Below are 20,516 nucleotides of genomic sequence, written 5' to 3'. Positions count from 1 at the left end.
ATAATTTTCTGGATCTTCATAATATAAATCTATTGCCTTTCTATAAGCATTAACAACTATTGCAACATAATACTCACTTTTATTTCTACCTTCAATTTTTAAAGATGAAATTCCAGCTTCTAAAAGCTCTGGTAAATGTTCTATCATACATAAATCTTTTGAGTTCATTATATATGTACCATGTTGATCTTCTTCAATAGGGAAATATTGATTAGGTCTCTTTTCTTCTACTAAAGAATACTTCCATCTACAAGATTGTGCACATGCTCCTCTATTAGAATCTCTTCCTGTCATATAGCTTGATAATAAACATCTACCTGAATACGACATACACATAGCTCCATGAACAAAAACTTCAAGTTCTAATTCTTCTGGTATATACTTTCTTATTTCCTTAATTTCATTCAAAGAACACTCTCTTGCTAAAACAACACGTTCTGCACCTAAATCATGCCACATATTACACCCTTCATAATTTACTGTGTTTGCTTGTGTACTAATATGTATAGGTAAATTAGTATGTTTTTGAACTGTTCTAAAAACACCAAGATCTGATACTAAAACAGCATCTACCTTAGCATCTTCAAGACTTTTTAAGAATTCTGGTAACTTTTCTATACCTTCATTTCTTGGCATTACATTTACAGTACAATATATCTTTTTACCTAAATTATGTGCAAATTCAGCCCCCTCTTTAATTTCTTTAAAAGTAAAGTTTTGTGCAGCAGCTCTTAATGAAAATGCTTCTCCTCCAAAATAAACTGCATCTGCTCCATATTGAAATGCAATTTTTAACTTTTCTAAACTACCCGCCGGAGCTAACAATTCTGGCTTCTTATACTTTGTCGTCATCTTAATTCATCCTTTTGCTATATTTATAATTTTATATTTTTATTATATACTACTATTATTTTTATTCAACGCGAAATTGCAGTAAACTAATTACTTCATATACTTAATATATAAATCATTTTGCTTTATAGTGCCACAACTGTCTAAATTTATATTGTAAGTGGTACTTATCATTTTATAATATTTTTATTACAATAATATTAAGATATAAAAAAATTTGAGGTGTAATTATGGAGAAAATAATGAGACCCGTATGGGCTGAAATAGATTTAGATATACTTGCAAATAATATGAAAAATATAAAAAAATTAGCTGGCAATAAAGAAGTTATAGCTGTTGTAAAAGCAGATGCATATGGACATGGTGCCTTAGATGTAGCTCCATGCCTTTTAGAAAATGGTGCTTCAAGATTAGCTGTTGCAATGCTTACTGAAGCAATTGAACTTAGAAATAATAATATTAAAGCTCCTATAATGATACTTGGATATACACCTTTAGATTTAGGTGAAGAATTAATAAATTTCGATATAGAACAAACAATTTATGATTTAGATTATGCAAGAGAATTATCTTCATTAGCAATAAAACTTAATAAAAAAGCAAAAGTTCACATAGCTATAGATACTGGTATGGGTAGAATTGGTTTTCTTCCTACAGATGAAAGCTTTAACTCTATTTGTGAAATTTGTTCATTAGATGGATTAGATGCTGTTGGAATATTTACCCATTTTTCTAGTTCTGATGAAGCTGATAAAGAATATACACAATATCAATTTAATCAAATTTATGACTTTATTAGAAAATTAGAAAATAACGGTATTAATATTCCATTAAAACACGCCTCTAATAGTGCTGCAATAATTGATTTGCCTAATACCTACTTAGATGCTGTACGAGCTGGAATAATACTTTATGGATACTACCCTTCAAATGAAGTAAAAAAAGAAAATTTATCAATTAAACCAGCTTTAACATTAAAAGCTAAAATAGCTCATGTTAAAGAATTAGAAAGTAATATGTATATTAGTTATAATAGAACCTTTAAAACATCTAGAAAAAGTAAAATAGCTACTATTCCAATTGGATATGCTGATGGATATATAAGAACTTTAAAACATGATGCTAAGATTATTGTTAATGGACAACTCGCTCCCATAGTTGGAAATATTTGCATGGATCAATTTATGATTGATGTTACTGATATACCTAATGTTAAAACTGGAGATGAAGTTATTTTATTAGGTGAAAGTAATGGTATTAAATTTAATGCTGATGATATTGCAAAATGTATGAATAGTATAAACTATGAAGTTCTTTGCTTATTGAAAAAAAGAGTTCCTAGAGCTTATATTAAAAGTGGACAAATAATTCATGTAAAAAACAATGTCTAATATAACTAAATTGTGCACTACATGGATGAAAAAAATGAAATATTTCTTTTCCGAAAACGGTGAAATTTTCGCCTAAAATTTATATCTTTATTACATTGAACTTGCTAAAGTTGTAAAAGCCGCTAACACTTCAATACAACTTCTTTACGCAAGTTCAATTCTACAAAGATTAAATTCTACGGCTTAATTTCAATATTCCCTCCAAATTAATTGCTTATAACATCACCCTTTTTATATAAAATGCTTTTTAATAAACTTAATCATATTATCTCTATTAGCTTCAAATTGAGCTACCCTATTAACATTAGCACCTGAAGGATGTGGAAATCCCATAAGAACTTGTTCTTCTTTTACAATTCCATCTTCTTTTAATTTTATCAAAACCTCTTCAACTGCTTTTCCTAAAGGTATTAATAATATTTCTTCCCATTTTTCTAAATTTTTAAACTCATTTATATAATCATTAGCTTTAAACAAAGTATATAATCTAATTTTGAAGATTTCTTGAAGATATGAAAAAAGAACGACAAAATAAGCCGTTCTTTTATAATGGCAACTGTATAGTAACTTTAGCACCTTTGTTTTTTGTAGAATTATCTAGCAGAAGTTTTCCTTTATGTTGTTTTATAATGCCATTAACAATATATAAGCCCATTCCATAATGCAGTTTAGAATTTCTACTTTGGTCTTCCATATAGAAACATTCTTTTGCGTGTTCCAAAGCCTCCTGCGAAAAACCACAGCCACAGTCAGTAATACAGATATTCAAGTAATTATCCTTGTTATCTACATCTATATACAATGTAGAATTTTCAGGAGAGAACTCCACAGAATTTGAAACCAAATTTATAAATGCTCGTTCCAGTAACATTCTATCCCCTATTAGATTTTGTGGAAGATTATGTTGTGTCTGCTGAATAATAATACCTTTGTCCTTGCAAATGATTTTTGCTTGAGATAAAATATGTGCCAAAAACTCTGGCAATTTAATATCTTCCATTTGTAATTGATAACCAGCAGTCGTTTTAGATATATCAATCAAAATTTTTATGTACTGCTTCATCTGTTCAGAACTACTCATTGCATACGATAAATATAGCTTTTGTTCTTCGTCAAGTTCTGTTTCATCTAATAAATCAATGTTCCCTTGCACAACAGTTAATGGAGTTTTCAAATCATGGGCTAGAGAAGCAATTTGTTCTCTTTGTAATTGTTCACTTTTCCACTGTTTTTCTAATGACTCTTTTAAGCTGTTCCGCATGCTGTCAAAAGATATAATCACGTTTTCAAATTCCAATATTTTAGAATGTCCGATAATAAAATCTAGGTTTTGATTTTCAATTTCTTTGGTAGCTTCTAAAATAGGGGTCAATTCTTTTCTCAGCTCTTTAGCAAAATGAACAGTTAAATAAACACATACCCCTAAACTGCTTATAATCATTAACGTAATCATCACAATTTCTGGGGACGGTAAATAATGGTTAAGTTGTGGGTTTAAATATTGAGAACCTATAACATACTGTAAGACAATATATTCATCATTTCGTGTAACGAAAATAAACTGTGTTTTACCACTGGTATCCATTAACCCAGTTTTAGCAAACATCAAAGCCTTTTCTTTTACTTCTTCGCTCATATTTGTATCAATGTATTCATAGTTTTTCGTTAATCGAAGAAATTTAGTTCCAGTAGGAAAATGTATATCTGATACATTCGGCGTTGCAGTTAGTATAGGTACTAGAGCTTCCGTTTGTCTTTCATTATTATCCGCAAGTGTTACAATCCCCATGCTGGAAGCTAATAACATACAGACAAATGGGACAACAACGGACAGACATATTCCCCCAAGTAGGCAAACAAGAAATTTACGGAAAGTTTTTGTAAGTGATGTTTTAATTTTTATTCCCATTTATAACCAATCCCCCAGACTGTTGAAATTGGCTGAACACCCATTTTTTTAAATTTTGCTCTTATATTTTTTATATGTGTCGAGATTGTAGAGCTATCGCTTTCTCCGTAAAAAGAAAATGTAGCTTCGTATATTTGTTCCTTTGAAAAAACCTGTCCTTTGTTACTTGCAAGATACTCACAAATCAAATATTCACTTTTAGTAAAAGCGATAGGTTTATTATCAACACTAATCGCCTTTGCTGATAAGTCTATTCTTATCTTATCTAAATTTAGTGTTCTATGTTTTTCACGTTTCTCTCTACGCAAGTGAGCATTGATACGTGCCCGCAATTCTGCAATACGGAATGGTTTTGTTAAATAATCATCAGCTCCTAATCCTAAACCCAAAGTAATATCATTTTCCATCGTTTTTGCCGTCAGAAAAAGAATAGGACAGTCAATAAAATCTCTTATAGATTTACAGAAAGAAAAACCGTCTATATGGGGCATCATAACGTCTAAAATAACTAAATCATAATAGTTCAGAGTGTCTAAAGGAACTTCTTTTGCAGAAGAATATACAGTTACAATATGCCCATCTTTCCCAAGCCCATTCTTGATTAACTGTAAAATCATTTCTTCATCATCAACAGCTAATATATTTGCCAATATCTACACCTCCTACAATTCCTATATCCAAGTCTTATTCCATTGTATTTACTGCTACGTAATATTTATTTTTAATATTAACAGCAATTTTTTCTTCTGTGGAAGTTTCTTTTATACTGTATATATATCCGTAACTGAATATTGTACCGTCAGCTTCTTCAATTCTTTTTGAAATTTGAGCAATTTCCTGCTTCAAACTTGAATATTCCACAGTTTCATCTGTCAGAGTATAAATTTTTTTATCTATTTGTATGGTATCTTGATTTTCTGTATCTAGTTCCACGATTGGCAAGGTTTGGTTTAATAATTTATTTTTATCTGCGGTTTCTTTCAAATCAAATAAAACTTTTAAAGTTCCAAAAGCTAGGACAAGGACAATAGCTATTGCACACCATTTTAATATTTTTTACTCATTTTCTTTTCCCCCTTCCCACCTCTGAAACCACATTAAACTTATTATAAACAATACTACTGTAAAAATCAGCATGAATATAAAGCCAAGTTGAAACTCATGAAAAGTAGAATAAAATTGCCTCTCATTAACACATTGCAAAACACAATAATCCATAAACCTTACACCCCAACCCCACGGCAAAAATTTCCAAATAAAATCACCAAGTCCAGTAACTAACAATGCAGATAATAGACTCCCTACAATACCCAAGCCCATAGCTACACTTTTGCCTAAACTGAAACCGACAAATATGGAAATAAGATAAATCGGTATTCCAGCCAATATTAAGATAATTAAAGGTTTTATATAAAATGAAAATGGCATAACTGGGTAGAGTACGTCAAATAAGAAAACACAAAGTATTGTTGCAAAAACCGCCAAAACAATAAGATATAATAATTTTCCAATGTATACCGCTATGCGTGAATGGAATGTACCTAAGATTAACTGAAAATGACCTGCTCCATCTTCTAGTTCAACTATCATACCTACAACAATTCCAATAACGAATGGAAAAATAATCGCTAATACCTCCAAAAAGGTTGTTACATTTGTAATATTATCCCAACTGGATATATGAAAATATCCTGCAAAAATACCAGCTCCTATTACTGGAAAAAGGATATGAACTAAAAGTAATGGTGTATGTCTGCTCTTAAGCCATTCTACTTGAAAACATCTAATAATACTACTAAACATTAAAGAACCTCCTGCTTTATAAAAGACTTTACTGTTAATTTTGAAATTACATAGAATAAAACCAATGACAAGCAGACTGTCATGATAATCAATGGTAAAGGAGTTGATAAAGCATTTCTCGTTACTGGTTCTCCATTCGGCAATATTCCTAATGTAGGAACCATAAGGCGAGTAACCCAACTATAAGGACATACGAACCAGAGCCTTGTGCTTGCCCCTAATGTTCCCAGTATAAAGCTCATTCCAACATTTAGTATAAGAGTAGCGAATACACCTACTTTTTTTACAAGCCACAAGCATAAAGGAATGTTCCATATACTTGTTAGAATAATGCAAAGCGTTCCTAATAGTGCCTGTGTCAGGCTAATTGTCATAGATATATCAAAAATTTGTTGAATGATAAAACCACCTGCGACATTGCATACCATCAAAATTGTATTCGCAAGTACAATGTATATTATACAAGTAATTATTTTTGCATACCATATTTTTTTTAAATCAATAGGCAATGATAAAATTGCTCTGAACTTTAATTTTCCGTTATCTCTTTGAATTATCAAAATAGATAATAGCGTTAGATAACTAGGATATAATAATACATACCACCAGTTATATGAATTTTGTTGATACCACATGGGAGCAAGTACATTCAAAAATAAAGTTAGTATAGGTGCTAACCATACTAATTTTTTTGCAAAAGTATTTTTATGTTTTAGATGTTCAGAAGATATATAATTTCCCATATTATCGTCCCTCCTGCGATTTTCTTACAACTTCTATGAACAAGTTTTCTAAATCTTCATCTTTATTCATCTGTCCCTCATATCCTAAAATACCATTTGAAATAATGCCAATATCATCAGCAATAAGCTGTACCTCTGATAAAATATGACTGGATAGAATAACGGTAATCCCTTGCGAGGGAAAAGAACGAATAAGAGAACGTAATTCTTGTATACCGATAGGGTCTAAACCATTTGTCGGTTCATCTAAAATCAATAATTTAGGATTGTTTAATAAAGCAATAGCTATTCCCAAACGTTGCTTCATTCCCATTGAAAATTGTCCTGCTTTTTTTCTCCCCGTATTTTGTAAATCAACTATTTCTAAAACTTCATCTATTCTGGCTTTAGGAACGCCGAGCAATTTTGCACGGACTTCTAAATTTTCTGCTGCGGAAAGATTATCATAAAGTGGAGGTGTTTCAATCAAAGCCCCTATTTGTTCTAAATCTTTTCTAGTCCAGTCATGTCCATTAAAAAGAACTTTTCCATTAGTTGGACGAAGCATACCCGTAATCATTTTCAAAGTGGTAGATTTTCCAGCACCATTTGGACCGAGTAACCCATATATTGAGTTTTCACGGACAGTTATAGACACATTATCTACTGCCTTTTGTTTTTTGAAATACTTACATAAATTATCTGTCTTTAAAATTTCTTTCATAGTTGTTCATATCCTTTCTTTATATTTGGTTAAAGTATAAAAAGAAAATTTGAAGATTTCATAAAGATTTGAAACAAATTTGTTTTAATCCAGCCGTAGCATGTAGCTCGCATTAAATGTAAAATACAGCTACGGCATTTTATTATTTACTCTACAATCTTCCAGTTACTATCTTTATGTAACACAAGCTCATACTGCGACACCTGCGTAGCCTTTGTCTGATTATCAAGGAATTTTACAGCTACTTTCACTTTCACATTGTCCCTGTCCTTTGTAAAGATAGGGTTTACCAATTCAGAATAAAGGTAGTCCCTGCTGATAGGTTCAAGCACATTCCCCGATACATAGTAGGCAAACTCTTTTTCCGTCGCTGTTGGGTAGAGCTTAAAGAATGTTTCCAGAAATGCGGTAGCGTCATTGACGGTATTAGCGTCCACGCTTGCGTCTGCTTCTGGTGTCTTAGGCTCATAGTCTGATTTCTCGATTGCTGGTGCAAGAGTAGGGTTCTGAACGATTACCATACCCCCGTCAGCGTCTACATGGACTTTTACAGTATAGGTTGCTTTCACATTGCTTGTCTGTTCTCCCTCTTTTATCTGCTGATCTACTTCGTAGGTAGCAGAAAAAGTGTCCGTTCCCGACTGTTCGATACTCCACACAATCACATCTGTAACCGTGGAGCTGGTCGATATATCGGTTCTAATGGTATCTACATTCAAGTCCTGCAATTCCTTTGTCAGATAACCGTTGATTACCTGCGTCCTTGCTTCAATCGCTTCTTTGCTGTTACTCCATGTATAATAGGACTTTGCAAAGTTCTTCACGAAATTTTCTATCCCGTTGGTATCCTGCAAGCGAAGCTCTATGATTTCTTTTTCATGGGTGGTGTGCTGGTCGATAGCGGTAAAATTCTTATACTGGTGTTAGTATAAAGTAGTGGACACATTAAGACGAACTAAGTTAAAATAATATTTAGTTAAGAAAGGATGTGTCCATTATGGGAAAGGGCAGAAGATACGATCAAGAATATAAGGATATGATAGTAGAGTTATTTAAATCAGGAATGAGCTTAGCAGAGCATCGTCTACGAATATGGCATTGCAAAATCAACAATTAATGGCTGGATTAAAGATGTAAAAGAAATTAAAATAGATGAAAATGAAGTTATGACATTAAAAGAAGTAAAAGCTTTAAGAAAAGAAATGGCAAGAATTAAAGAGGAAAATGAAATATTAAAAAAAGCTATGGCCATATTTGCAACAAGAAATTAGATGAAGTGATAGAATTTATAAATAATAATAAAAGCAAACATGATATTAAGACTATGTGTACCGTTCTAGGCGTAGCCAGAAGCACATATTATAAATCTTTTGATAAAACTAAATCTGCAAGAGAACTAGAAAATGAGGAATTAAAATCAGCTATTAAAAGGATATATAAAGAGAATAAAGGCATATATGGTGCTCCTAGAATTCATTATATACTTGGTATAGAAGGCTTCAATGTATCATTGAAGCGAGTTCAAAGACTAATGACTAAACTTAACCTTTGTGCAGTAACTGTAAAGAAATACAATCCTCATTCAAGTAAAAAGGTAGTAGAAGATTTAGAAAACGTTTTAAAAAGAGACTTTACAACTACTTATATTAACGAAAAATGGGTAGGAGATATTACATATATTCATACTAGTAGGGATGGTTGGTGCTATTTAGCTTCAGTTCTTGACTTACATTCTAAAAAAATAATTGGCTACGCTTTCGGTAAAAGAATGACTAAAGATTTAGTTGTTAAAGCTTTAAAAAATGCTTATTACAATCAAAATCCTAATAAAAATAAGAATATAATATTTCATACAGACTTAGGATCTCAATATACTAGTAATGATTTAAAAGAGCTATGTAAAGAGTTTAATATTATACAATCATTTAGTAAAAAAGGTTGTCCTTATGACAATGCTTGTATAGAATCTTTCCATTCTTCAATAAAGAAGGAAGAAATCTATAGAAATACATATCGTACCTTCGAAGAAGCCAATATAGCTATATTTAAATATATTGAAGGTTGGTATAACAGAAAAAGGATACACTCTTCTATTAATTACATGACACCAGAACAATGTGAATTATTAGCTAGAAGTGCAACATGACGAATTGTCAAGCTAAGTGCAACACTTAGCTTGTTCTTCGTTAAATGCTTCTAACGGTGTCTTGTATCCAAGACATTTCCGTGGTCTATTATTTAAAATATCCTCAACAATATCAACATGATTTTGATTTATAGTAGAAAAATCAAATTTTTTAGGAAAGAATTCTCTAATCAAGCCATTTGTATTTTCATTAGTTCCTCTTTGCCATGAACTGTAAGCATCAGCAAAATACACATCTAAGTCTAATTTATTTTCTAACTCTAAATATCCAGCAAATTCTTTACCACGGTCTACAGTCAATGATTTTAAATTATTCCTACCAAATTTGCCTAATGCAATAATACAATGTTCATTAAAAGTAGAAGCTTTTCTATTTTGCATTATTCTGATTTTTGACTAACGAAGCGTTAGCAATTTTTCCATGAGGTTTACATTTAACTCTTCTGTTTTCATATTTATCTTGAGCTACATGAGCTTTGTATCTTCCATTAAGATTGTTTCTTTTAATTTCTCTTGAAATACTTGATTTATTTCTGTTGAGTTCTTTGGCTATTTTAGATAAACTCCATCCTAAATTTAAATATTCTACTATACAACAACGTTCATTTATAGTAATATGTTTATAGCTCATACAGTCACGTCCTTTAAAGTGGTTTTCTACTCAATTATTACTTTAACATGAACGTACCCGTATGGGTTATTTTTTTTGCAATTAATTAGTGTTGCACTTGATATTGTAATTTATCAATTTAATTAAACTTAATTTTTTTTATAAATTTAAGTTTTTTATATAAAATAATTTATATTTTTATCTCGAAAAAAAATATAAATGAGAACTCAAATTTGAATTCTCATTTTTAAAAGTAATTATTCTTTAAAAAAAAAATATATTTAAATAACTATTAAAATTCCCTAAAATTTATAATTAAATATCTTAATTACTATTTTATCTTCTAAATTTTATTAATTATTAAATATATTCTTTATACAAGTTGTAATATTTAAATTAATCTTTACTTATTATACAAATGAATGGGCTGTCGTACTAAAAATTTTATATACAATAATATTGTTTTTATAATTAAAAATTAACACAATATATTGTAGTATTTATTCTTAATGCAACAGCCTCTGAAAATATATTTAAAGAAATTCAACCTAAGCTGAATTTCAATATTAACTACAAACTACTCACTAAAAACTATAAACTAGTTAAGAATAATGTATAGATTTATTCAATGTTATTTATAATTTTAATGGTACAAATATAGTTTCTTTTTCTATTTCACTTATGAATCCACCAATTTTATAAACATCATTAAGTAAATTCATATTTATAACCTCATTTACTTTTCCACTTGCAATTGCTTGACCAAACTTCATAACTATTATATTATCACTATATTTTATTGCTTGATTAATATCATGTAACACCATAACAACAGTTAAATTACTTTCTTCATTTAACTCCTTAACAAGCTCTAATATTTCAACTTGATGATAAATATCTAAATATGTAGTTGGTTCATCTAAAAATAATATTTCACTTTTTTGTGCTAGTGCCATTGCAATAAATGCTCTTTGTCTTTCTCCACCTGACATACTCATAACTGACTTATCCTTTAATTTTTCAAGACCAGTTCTTTTTATTGCCCATTCTACTATTTCTTCATCTTCATTACTATTTCCTTGGAAATACTTTTTGCGAGGTATTCTTCCATAATAAACCAACTCTTTTACTGTAATATCACTCGGTACAGTATTTTGTTGATGAACAGTTGCAATTTCTTGTGCTAATTCCTTTTGTTTTAATGACTTTATAGATTTACCTTTAATTGTTACATCTCCAGATGAAGGCTTATTTAATCCAGCAAATATACTTAATAAAGTAGATTTACCACTTCCATTTGGTCCTAATATAGTTGTTACTTTTCCCTTTTCTATTTCAACATTTAAATTATTGATAAATGTCTTATCTTTATCATAAGAGAAATTTAAATTTTTCGCCTTTATCATTACTTTAAGTCACTCCTTCTTAAAAGATATAAGAAAAATGGCGCTCCAAATATTGCTGTTACAACTCCTACTGGTATTTCATTAGGTCTCATTGCCATTCTTCCAATAGTATCTGCAAATAAAACTAAAAATCCACCTACAATTCCACTACAAGGAATTAAATACTTGTGATCTGAGCCTATTATAATTCTACAAACATGTGGAACAACTAATCCAACAAAAGATATAACTCCTGCAATTGCAGTAGATATACTTGCTAAAAATACTGCTACGGCAGTAACTATTATCATATATAAATCTGAATTAAATCCTAAGCTTCTAGCATTTTTAGTTCCTAAGGCTAATATATTGCAAACCTTTCCTAATAATAATGCTGCTATTATACCTATTACAGAATAAATAAGTAATATATGTACATTACTCCAATTAACTGTTGCTAAACTTCCCATCATCCATTTTTGAATATTAGAAGATCCTAATCCTGCACGTACAGTAATCATAGATGAAATTCCACCTAATAATGCATTACATGCTGCACCTGCTAATACAATTCTTATTGGCGATAATCCATTTTTATATGCCATAAGATAAATAATTACACAGCATATTAACCCTCCTAAGAATCCAAATATAGGTCTTAAGTTAGTTGTTCCTGGTACAAACACCATAAAAAATACCGTAACTGCACAAGCACCTGATGATATTCCAGTTATATACGGATCAGCTAGTGGGTTTCTTATTACTGATTGTAATAAAACACCTGCTATTGCTAAATTAGCTCCAACTAATACAGCTATTATAACTCTAGGCATTCTTAAATCCTTAATAATACCTATATTCCCCTCTGAACTCCCTGAAAATAGCCCAGTTATAAGTTCTTTAAATGTTATATTAACACTTCCTAATTTTAGTGATACTAATGCTGTTGCTAATAATACTATTAATGATATTAATATAAATGATATTTTAAACTTTTTATTTGAAACTCTCATAATTATTCCCCGCTACCATGAACTATATCACTTAGCATATCTAATCCTTCAATAACCTTAAGGTTTGCACTCATTCCAAAATAATTATTATCTAAATAAATTACTTTTCCTTCTTTTACAGCACTTATATTTTGCCATGCAATATCACTTGCCATTTCCTTTTCTAATGCAGCTTTTGTTTCTTCAGGCATTGCATGAACCATAACTAAAATCTTTTTTGGATTAAGTAATGCTAAATCCTCTTTATTATAAGTTGTAAATGATTTGCTATTATCTTCAACTATATTTTTTCCACCAACAATTTCTACTAAGCTTCCAATATAAGATTTTGCTGTAGCTATCATAGTTGATCCTGGAGCTGCAAATAATACTAAAACTTCTGGCTTTTCTAAAGATGCTGCCTTTTCTTTAGCTTCTTTTTCCTTAGATTCTATCTTTTCTAATAAAGCCTTTGCTTCATCATTTTTATTAAACTTTTCTCCTAATGTATTTATTGCATTCTTTAATCCATCTAAACTTTCTAAAGATACAAATTCACTTGGAATATTATTTTCTTTAAATAAATTCATATAATCTGAACCTAAAGTATCTACAGATACTACTAATGTTGGATTTAGTGATTTAATTATTTCTAAATCTGGGCTCATCGGATTTCCAATTTCAACCGCCCCTTTAGTACTTTCTGGTAACCCATATGATGTCTTTGGTACCCCTGAAACCTTCACTCCTAAGGCATCTAATATTTCTGTAACTGCTACAGATGTAGAAACAACTACCTCTTCTCCACTTGCAGTATTTGTAACTTTTTTCTCATTTTCTACTGATCCACAACTTATCATACTTAATGCCATAATACCAGCTGTCATCAGAGACATAACTTTTTTAAATTTCATAATACATAACCTTCCTATTTTTATTTAGGTATTCTTATTATTTTTTGTTTGATTTTACAACAGCTATAACTCCTCCAATTACAACTATTGCAGACACACCAGCTATAGCATAAATACCCTTATTATCTTTCTTTTCTTGTTTAACAATTAAATTTTCTTCCTTTAATGTTTCTTCTTCAATTTCAACATTAGCTTCTTCTTTTAAGTCTTCCTTTTCTTCAATTGCTTCTAACAATGTTAATGTTTCCATTTTTGGTATAACTTTAAATTCAACATCTCTTTCCATAGGACCAACATAAATCATAGCCTCCATATCTGCATCTACTTTATCAACTGCAACCTTTAATTTAACAGTTCCATCTTCACTATTTTCTTCTACCATTTCAACTGAAGCTTCTTGTCCATTAACTTTCATTCTATAGTTTTCCATAAATTCACTTCCTGCAAATCCAACAGTATATATTATATGCTCTCTTGTTACTTCTACATTCATAGTTGGTAAAAGATAGGTTCTTGACATTGACATTCCTATTTCTGATTCATGATATACATCATTTTCAACTTGGTATATCCCACTTGTAATTTCATTTTCAGTTGCATATATATTTTTAGTTCCTATAGTAAATATTAACCCTAAGGCCATTGTTCCTATTAACATTCCTTTAATCTTGCTTAATATTTTCATTTTCTTTTCTCCTCTATCAATAAACCTAAATTAGGAGGAAAATAAATAGACATTCTATTTTATTCCCCCCCTCTTATACTTCTTGTTAAATTAATTTCTTTTTCTTACTAAAACAGTTCCTGCTGTTGTTAACATTAATCCTAATCCTGCAACAGCTCCAGCCCCTATTGGTGCTCCTGTTTGTGGTAATGTTTCTACTGTATATTCTTTTATGAATGTTAAAGTATCCTCTAATAATGTAACACCAAATTTAACATCTCTAGACATTGGTACTACGAAAGTTTTAACTTTTATACTATCGCTTAAGCTTGAAAGTACAAATCTAACATTTGTTGTATCACCACTTGTACTCTTAGTAACATTAACTTTCTTACCATTTACATAAACTTCATGGTTTTGCATAAATGCTGCTCCAGTGAAAGTTAAAGTAACATAGTATTTTCCATCTATTTCTTCAACTTTAGAAGTAGAGTTTAAATACTTTCTAGCCATAGATCTTCCTGTTTCATTTTCATGAGTTACACTATTTTGAATAGAATATAATTTACCCTTAGTTATTTTTATTTCTTCATTATTTGTATTTGAATTTGAAGCACCACTTGATGTATTGTTGTTTGTATTTCCACTAGTTGCTGAATCACTAGTTGTTCCACCAATATTAGCTGATCCATCTGTAACTAATTTTAATGTATCCTCTAATATGTTAACTCCAAATTCAACATTATTACCCATCATACTAACATAAGCTGATGCTTTTATTGAATCCTTTAAACTTCCAACTTCAAACTTTAAGCTAACAATTTCATTATTTACTGTTTTAGTTGTATTTACTTCATTTCCATTAACATATATCTTATGGTTACTCATCATTGTTGATCCCATAGATGTAAATGTTAATGTAACATATGTCTTTCCATTTACTTCTTCAACCTTTACATCTTCACTTAAAGTTTTTCTTGCCATATTAAGACCTGTTTCATTTTCATGAGTTACAGTATTCTTTCCTACATAAACTTTAGTACCTTGTACTTCAGTTGTTCCACTGTTTGATCCATTGTTGTTTGAATCATTAGTATTTGATCCACCATTATTTGAATCTTCATTTCCAGCATTTCCACTATTATTTTCATTTCCTGGTTTATTTGTTTCACCATTATTTCCTGAATCTGTTGAAGAGTCATTTTCTTTATATTCGCTTAATTCACCTTCATGTAATAAGTCAACATCAACAGTATGTAACTTTCCTGGGAATACAGCTTCTGGAAGACCTTCATTAAAATATGTTAAGTTAATCTTTACTCTTGTATAAAGCTTGTCTATTGAATCTACATTAAAACTTATTGATCCATCTTCATTTTTAACAAACGCAACTTCATTTCCATCTATTGTTATTGAGTTTGTTGATTTTACTGTTTCTAATCCATCCTTATTGTACTTCATAGTTACAGTAACTTTTCCATCTTTAACTGTTACTATAGAATTAGCATCTATATAGTTTCTTATTCCACTTTGACTATCTCCACCACTTTTTAATGTCTTATTTGTTATTATATACTTCCCATCAGCTAATTTATTTCCTTGATTTTGATCTTCATTTTTATCTGATGAGTTATCAATTGTTGGAATTGTACTTATATCATTTGTTACTAAGAAAGATACTTCTTTTCCCATAATTGTTATAGTCATATCTATTCTTACTTTTGCTTCTGCAGATGGAACTTCAAAAGTAATAGATTTATCTTCTTCATTATTAACAGAATTTAAGTTAACACCATCTAAAGTTGCTTTTATATTTTTCATCATCTTATACATATCATCTGCAAACTTAAGTGTCATAGTTGTTTTATCTTCTGAAACAGTTATAACAGTATCTTCTTTTAATGCCTTTCTAGCCATGCTTGTACCTGTTGATGATGTTGAATCTCCAATATATTCTGTTGAATTTTTAACAATATATGTTCCAGTTTGGAATTTCTTTTCTGAAAATGATTGAACATCTATAACATCAGTTCTTTCAGTAGCCCAAACAGCTTGTACATTTGAACCCATTACAGTTGTTGTTATCATAACAGCCGCTAATAATTGACATATCTTTTTCTTTAACATAAATTATATCCCCCTAAAACCAAATTTATAAATTTATCTTCATTGACATTTTATTTATTTTAATTCATAATAATTGATATTGATTATCATTTGCTTATAACATAATAACATATATTTTATTAGTTAGTTTTAACAATATTTATATTTTTTTTAACAATATTTTTATACTTTTATGCATATTTTTTAGGGGGGATATAATCTCTATGATTTCAAATATATTAACTAATTTTTTTAATTGCTTTACTGTTCCTACATTACTATTAAATTATAATTTCCAAACTATTTTTACTCATAATCATGATTCAAAAATTGATATTTCATTTTATACATCAAAAGCCATAGAAATTGTTAAAAACTTAAATTTTATTTCAAATACAACATCTTTTAATATTACTAATGATATTTCTTTTAGTTGTATTTCATTTAATCATTATGATAATTCTAAAATGTATTTGCTAATAGGACCTTATAGTACTAAGGAACTTTCTAATAATAATAGTGAAATTAATATTTTAACTGAAGAATGGATTAATAATATAATCAAATTACATACATATATTATTAGTAATCATATTGGAAAATTTAATAATCTTCAAAATATATCTCCATGTGTTAACCATGCAATTAAATATATTGAAAAAAATTATTCAAATGAAATTTTAATAGATGATATTTGTGCTGAATTAAATATTAATAAATGCTATTTTTGTAGTATGTTTAAAAAAGAAATAGGATTAACCTTTATTAACTATTTAAATAATTATAAAATTGAAAAAAGTAAAGAATTATTAAAAAATCCTAATTTATCATTACTTGATATTTCTTTATCTGTTGGTTATAATAACCAAAGTTATTTTAGTACAGTATTTAAAAAAACAACTTCTAAAACACCTTTAGAATTTAGGGAAGATTACTTAAAAAATAAAAACTAGAATCATTATGTCTCCTATGTAGTTATAGGAGACATATTAATTCCAGCTTATTTAATATATTTTTATTTTTTTATTAATACTTTTTGTATTTCATTTAAGTTTTTATAACTATTATAACAATGATTTAATATATCTTCATCTGCTTCCTTTAAATCTACAACATGTATAGCTATCATTCTAGCATTAAATGCTGCTCTTATTCCTGCACTAGAATCCTCAATTACTATACATTCACTTGGTAAAACATTCAACTTTTCAGCAGCCTTTAAAAATATTTCTGGATTAGGTTTAGTTTCTTTAACATCATCTCTTGATATTATTACATCAAAAAATTTTTCTATATCAGATTGTTTTAACTGCTTTAAAGCTCTTTCCTTAGCTGCAGAAGTTGCTAATGCAATTTTAAAATTATTATTTTTTAAATTTTCTAATATTTCGTAAGCTCCTGCCTTTAATGAAACTCCTAATTCTACAGCCCTATCTAAATTTTCATCCTTTTCTTTATACATAATATCTATTGGCAAGTCTTCACCATAATTATTTAAAAATACCCTTTTTACATTTTCTCTTCCTGTTCCTAAAACTTGAATATAAATTTCTTTTTTTAATTTATATCCATACTTTTCAAAAACTTCTGACCAAACTCTTAAATATACTAATTCTGTATCAAATATTACTCCATCCATATCAAATATTACAGCTTTAATTTTATTAATATTCAATTCCATAACTTTTCCCTCCATTAATACATAAGTAAATGACTTCTTCTCTCATAATTTCATATGGTCTACTATAATATACCCTATAAACTATATCTCCATTAAAATTAATAATATCTTTTTCTCTAATTCTCAAAACTTTTATAATAATTATTTTTACATTTTCACTTTACTCTTTCAACATAATTAAACTATTTTATTATTATATTTTTCATCAATAAACAATAATTTGTATCAAAAGATATCTTAATGTATTTTTTTATTTCATTTTTTTGCTTATTACTATTATATTTTCTTTTTATTTGCCCCTAATTCATATTTTTTATAATTTTCTTTTCATATCAACATTATATTTATATACCTCAGAAAAATAATGTAAAAAAAATTGTTCTTGTTTTATTTTACATTATTTTCTATTTATTATAGAATGTGTATATACATCAATTTTTATTTTTCCACTAATTTTTCTTAAATAAATTACATATTATTTAATAATTTTGATGAATAGGAGGATATTTTATAATCATGAGTTGTTGGGCTATATTAGGTATAAATCCTACTAAAAATATAGATGTAATTAAAAATGCATATACTGAATTAAGTAATTCTACAAATGCTAATGAGTTAATAAAACTAAAATCAGCTTATAATAAAGCTTTATCCTTAGCTAAAACTTCTATTAATGACTTAAACTTATCTTTACTTGGAAGTTCAAATTTTGATATTTTATCAGCTTTAATAAATTCTTCTATAGATAGTAAATCAATTGATACTATAGATAAGTTTATTGATGAAGCAAATGAAATTTATAATAATCCTGTGCTTAGATTTAATATAGATTCATGGGTTAATTTATTAACTTCACCTATTTTAGAATCTTCTTCAAAAGAACTAGCAAGTATAGAATTAATTAAGTTTTTATCTAATCACAAATATTTAACAACAAAAACATATAAACTCTTTGATACTAAATTTAATTGGATAAAAAATAAAGATAAATTAAAATCAAAACTTAGTTCTCAATTATTAGATTCATTTATTAATCATATAGAAAATCCTTTACCTTTAACATATAAATATTTAAATAATTTAGACTCTAAAAAGCTTGATGAATATCTTGAATTAAGAGAAAAGGCTTATTTATCACTTCAAGAAAATCACATAGAAGATGAAAAAAATTGCCTATTTAAAGCATATTCAATTTATTCTAAAGACTTAGATTTATTAAAAATGATTGGATGTTATTACTTAAATAAAAATGATAATCTTATGGCATTAAGTTATTTTAGAGAAGCAATTAATATCAATGATAATGATTTATACAGTCTTGCAAAATTAGGACATTTATTAACTATAAATAAACAATATGATAAAGCAATAATTTACTTAGAGAAATATTTAAAAAGGCTTAAAAATTCAATCGATTTAGAATCATTAATTGATTTAGCTCATGCTTATCATTATTCTTATGAGTTGCAAAAAGCTAAAAGCTTATATAACTTTTTATTTAAATTACGCCCCTGGGATTTATCTATAAAGTTAGCTTTAGAAAATATAAATAGTAAACTTTTAACTGATTTATCTCCAAAACCATTAATTCCAGCAACTTATCAAAAATATATTAATTCATTTTTAAAACCTCTTAATTTAAAGTTACATGAAATATATAATAATTTTTCTTTTAGATTGCAAGAAGATAAATGGAATGAATTATTTTCTTTACCAATTGCTTCAAATGAATCATTATTTTATTTATTTGAAGAAACTATTATTACTTTTATAACTACAAATAAAAATATGCCTAAAAATATTTATGAGTTTTTAAGTAAAAATTTTAATTGGAACTTAAGAAATAATGAATTATTATCAATTTATCCTAACTTGAAAATTGATATATTATTTAATAAATTATATTCCAATGAATCACTTAGTTATGAATCGTTAAAAAATATAAAAATTAATAATTTAGAAAATTATATTGAATTGCGCTCTTTAGCTTATAATTCTATTTGTTCTAATTCTAATAATAGCGAAAAATATTTAAATGATGCATTAAAATTATTTAATGGTGATTTTGAATTATATAAGTTATATGGACAATATTATTCAAATAATAAAGATTACAATACTGCAATTGAAAACTATAAAATAGCTTTATCTTTAAAAGAGGATGATTATTACTCAATATGTACTTTGGCATTATTACTTACTAAAGTTGAAAATTATAAAGATGCAATTTTTTATTTAAATAAGAGTGTAAATACTCAAGCTGGTAAACTTTTATTAGATAATGAAGATTTTTTAATTAAATATGCTATTAGTTTTTACTATATAGGTAATTTAATTAACGCTAAAAAATACTTTAAAAAATTATTATTATTAAATCCAAATTTAAAATTTGTAAATATTTATCTAAAGAATATTAATGATAGATTAGCTCATAAAAAAACACCTATTCTACCTATATCCGTTATTGAAGATCCTGATTGCTATACAAATTCACTTCATTATACTACAAAAGCAAGAATTACAAATATTATATCTAAATTTAAACAAGGCCTTATATTAAAAAAATAATCGAATAAAAGGAAATCAATTTAGTTATATATATTGTATCGTTACAAAT

The 20,516-nt window shown here is 28.0% G+C and carries 17 protein-coding genes and 3 pseudogenes (1 of these 20 only partly in view); 4 read left to right on the top strand and 16 right to left on the bottom strand.

What is annotated here, in order from left to right; genetic code table 11:
- On the bottom strand, positions 1-852 hold the 5' portion of the coding sequence (locus ACUN06_RS03370; RefSeq protein WP_291736195.1) for a peptidase U32 family protein. It extends 387 nt beyond the left edge of the window; 852 of the gene's 1,239 nt are visible here — the first part of the coding sequence; its start codon is at positions 850-852; the stop codon falls past the left edge of the window.
- 230 nt (positions 853-1,082) lie between these two features.
- Between ACUN06_RS03370 and alr the strand changes: the two genes are divergently transcribed.
- Positions 1,083-2,243 carry an alanine racemase gene (gene alr, locus ACUN06_RS03365; protein ID WP_291736197.1) on the top strand — a complete coding sequence of 387 codons (1,161 nt, stop codon included), beginning with the start codon at positions 1,083-1,085 and terminating at the stop codon, positions 2,241-2,243.
- Between the two features lie 231 nt (positions 2,244-2,474).
- On the opposite strand, the gene ACUN06_RS03360 is transcribed toward alr, so the two are convergent.
- From ACUN06_RS03360 to ACUN06_RS03325, 8 genes and pseudogenes are all read right to left on the bottom strand, one after another.
- Positions 2,475-2,720 carry a hypothetical protein gene (locus tag ACUN06_RS03360; protein ID WP_294190684.1) on the bottom strand — a complete coding sequence of 82 codons (246 nt, stop codon included), beginning with the start codon at positions 2,718-2,720 and terminating at the stop codon, positions 2,475-2,477.
- 67 nt (positions 2,721-2,787) lie between these two features.
- A complete protein-coding gene (locus tag ACUN06_RS03355; RefSeq protein WP_449390095.1) occupies positions 2,788-4,152 on the bottom strand; it encodes a sensor histidine kinase in 1,365 nt (454 codons plus the stop codon).
- On the bottom strand, positions 4,143-4,802 hold the full coding sequence (locus tag ACUN06_RS03350; RefSeq protein WP_291735695.1) for a response regulator transcription factor: 660 nt from the start codon (positions 4,800-4,802) through the stop codon (positions 4,143-4,145). Before ACUN06_RS03350 ends, ACUN06_RS03355 begins: the two co-directional genes overlap by 10 nt.
- 34 nt (positions 4,803-4,836) lie before the next feature.
- Positions 4,837-5,136, bottom strand: a complete 300-nt coding sequence (locus ACUN06_RS03345) for a NisI/SpaI family lantibiotic immunity lipoprotein (RefSeq protein WP_294190682.1) — start codon at positions 5,134-5,136, stop codon at positions 4,837-4,839.
- A 72-nt stretch (positions 5,137-5,208) separates the two neighbouring features.
- Positions 5,209-5,955: a lantibiotic immunity ABC transporter MutG family permease subunit gene (locus ACUN06_RS03340; RefSeq protein ID WP_449390094.1), complete on the bottom strand. Its 747-nt coding sequence runs from the start codon at positions 5,953-5,955 to the stop codon at positions 5,209-5,211.
- On the bottom strand, positions 5,955-6,698 hold the full coding sequence (locus ACUN06_RS03335; protein ID WP_294190677.1) for a lantibiotic immunity ABC transporter MutE/EpiE family permease subunit: 744 nt from the start codon (positions 6,696-6,698) through the stop codon (positions 5,955-5,957). The genes ACUN06_RS03340 and ACUN06_RS03335 overlap by 1 nt, the downstream gene beginning before the upstream one ends.
- A 1-nt stretch (position 6,699) precedes the next feature.
- Positions 6,700-7,401, bottom strand: coding sequence for a lantibiotic protection ABC transporter ATP-binding protein (locus ACUN06_RS03330; RefSeq protein ID WP_291735684.1), 702 nt, complete (start codon positions 7,399-7,401; stop codon positions 6,700-6,702).
- Between the two features lie 146 nt (positions 7,402-7,547).
- Positions 7,548-8,318: pseudogene (locus tag ACUN06_RS03325) on the bottom strand (conjugal transfer protein); the annotation flags it as partial.
- Positions 8,319-8,398: 80 nt separating this feature from the next.
- Here ACUN06_RS03325 and ACUN06_RS03320 point away from each other — a divergent pair.
- Positions 8,399-9,547 (top strand): annotated as a pseudogene (locus ACUN06_RS03320) (IS3 family transposase).
- Positions 9,548-9,559: 12 nt separating this feature from the next.
- On the opposite strand, the pseudogene ACUN06_RS03315 reads toward ACUN06_RS03320, so the two are convergent.
- From ACUN06_RS03315 to ACUN06_RS03290, 6 genes and pseudogenes are all read right to left on the bottom strand, one after another.
- Positions 9,560-10,178, bottom strand: a pseudogene (locus ACUN06_RS03315) (IS30 family transposase).
- A gap of 614 nt (positions 10,179-10,792) precedes the next feature.
- On the bottom strand, positions 10,793-11,563 hold the full coding sequence (locus tag ACUN06_RS03310; protein ID WP_291730995.1) for an ABC transporter ATP-binding protein: 771 nt from the start codon (positions 11,561-11,563) through the stop codon (positions 10,793-10,795).
- Positions 11,563-12,555: a FecCD family ABC transporter permease gene (locus tag ACUN06_RS03305; RefSeq protein ID WP_449390093.1), complete on the bottom strand. Its 993-nt coding sequence runs from the start codon at positions 12,553-12,555 to the stop codon at positions 11,563-11,565. The genes ACUN06_RS03310 and ACUN06_RS03305 overlap by 1 nt, the downstream gene beginning before the upstream one ends.
- A 2-nt stretch (positions 12,556-12,557) precedes the next feature.
- Complete coding sequence (gene isdE / locus ACUN06_RS03300) at positions 12,558-13,448, bottom strand: heme ABC transporter substrate-binding protein IsdE (RefSeq protein WP_302740576.1); 891 nt, start codon at positions 13,446-13,448, stop codon at positions 12,558-12,560.
- A 37-nt stretch (positions 13,449-13,485) separates the two neighbouring features.
- Positions 13,486-14,133 (bottom strand): NEAT domain-containing protein, encoded by a 648-nt coding sequence (locus ACUN06_RS03295; protein ID WP_449390092.1) that lies wholly within the window; start codon positions 14,131-14,133, stop codon positions 13,486-13,488.
- 90 nt (positions 14,134-14,223) lie between these two features.
- Positions 14,224-16,239 carry an NEAT domain-containing protein gene (locus tag ACUN06_RS03290; RefSeq protein WP_449390091.1) on the bottom strand — a complete coding sequence of 672 codons (2,016 nt, stop codon included), beginning with the start codon at positions 16,237-16,239 and terminating at the stop codon, positions 14,224-14,226.
- A gap of 203 nt (positions 16,240-16,442) precedes the next feature.
- Between ACUN06_RS03290 and ACUN06_RS03285 the strand changes: the two genes are divergently transcribed.
- Positions 16,443-17,171 carry a helix-turn-helix domain-containing protein gene (locus tag ACUN06_RS03285; protein WP_294368522.1) on the top strand — a complete coding sequence of 243 codons (729 nt, stop codon included), beginning with the start codon at positions 16,443-16,445 and terminating at the stop codon, positions 17,169-17,171.
- A gap of 62 nt (positions 17,172-17,233) precedes the next feature.
- Here ACUN06_RS03285 and ACUN06_RS03280 read toward each other — a convergent pair whose 3' ends face one another.
- Positions 17,234-17,899, bottom strand: coding sequence for an HAD family hydrolase (locus ACUN06_RS03280; RefSeq protein ID WP_449390090.1), 666 nt, complete (start codon positions 17,897-17,899; stop codon positions 17,234-17,236).
- Positions 17,900-18,415: 516 nt separating this feature from the next.
- On the opposite strand from ACUN06_RS03280, the gene ACUN06_RS03275 reads away from it, so the two are divergent.
- Positions 18,416-20,467, top strand: a complete 2,052-nt coding sequence (locus ACUN06_RS03275; RefSeq protein WP_449390089.1) for a hypothetical protein — start codon at positions 18,416-18,418, stop codon at positions 20,465-20,467.
- Positions 20,468-20,516 lie beyond the last annotated feature (49 nt).

The sequence above is a fragment of the Clostridium sp. ETTB3 genome, from assembly GCF_053571985.1.
The sequence above is the reverse complement of the archived record's forward strand: the minus strand, read 5'-3'. Positions and strand labels throughout refer to the sequence as shown.

Excerpts from the sequence above, each read along its gene's own strand:
- ACUN06_RS03340 (WP_449390094.1), bottom strand. The coding sequence starts at position 5,955 with ATGTTTAGTAGTATTATTAGATGTTTTCAAGTAGAATGGCTTAAGAGC.
- ACUN06_RS03285 (WP_294368522.1), top strand. The coding sequence starts at position 16,443 with ATGATTTCAAATATATTAACTAATTTTTTTAATTGCTTTACTGTTCCT.
- isdE (WP_302740576.1), bottom strand. The coding sequence starts at position 13,448 with ATGAAATTTAAAAAAGTTATGTCTCTGATGACAGCTGGTATTATGGCA.
- ACUN06_RS03310 (WP_291730995.1), bottom strand. The coding sequence starts at position 11,563 with ATGATAAAGGCGAAAAATTTAAATTTCTCTTATGATAAAGATAAGACA.
- ACUN06_RS03355 (WP_449390095.1), bottom strand. The coding sequence starts at position 4,152 with ATGGGAATAAAAATTAAAACATCACTTACAAAAACTTTCCGTAAATTT.
- alr (WP_291736197.1), top strand. The coding sequence starts at position 1,083 with ATGGAGAAAATAATGAGACCCGTATGGGCTGAAATAGATTTAGATATA.
- ACUN06_RS03290 (WP_449390091.1), bottom strand. The coding sequence starts at position 16,239 with ATGTTAAAGAAAAAGATATGTCAATTATTAGCGGCTGTTATGATAACA.
- ACUN06_RS03275 (WP_449390089.1), top strand. The coding sequence starts at position 18,416 with ATGAGTTGTTGGGCTATATTAGGTATAAATCCTACTAAAAATATAGAT.
- ACUN06_RS03305 (WP_449390093.1), bottom strand. The coding sequence starts at position 12,555 with ATGAGAGTTTCAAATAAAAAGTTTAAAATATCATTTATATTAATATCA.
- ACUN06_RS03330 (WP_291735684.1), bottom strand. The coding sequence starts at position 7,401 with ATGAAAGAAATTTTAAAGACAGATAATTTATGTAAGTATTTCAAAAAA.
- ACUN06_RS03335 (WP_294190677.1), bottom strand. The coding sequence starts at position 6,698 with ATGGGAAATTATATATCTTCTGAACATCTAAAACATAAAAATACTTTT.
- ACUN06_RS03295 (WP_449390092.1), bottom strand. The coding sequence starts at position 14,133 with ATGAAAATATTAAGCAAGATTAAAGGAATGTTAATAGGAACAATGGCC.
- ACUN06_RS03280 (WP_449390090.1), bottom strand. The coding sequence starts at position 17,899 with ATGGAATTGAATATTAATAAAATTAAAGCTGTAATATTTGATATGGAT.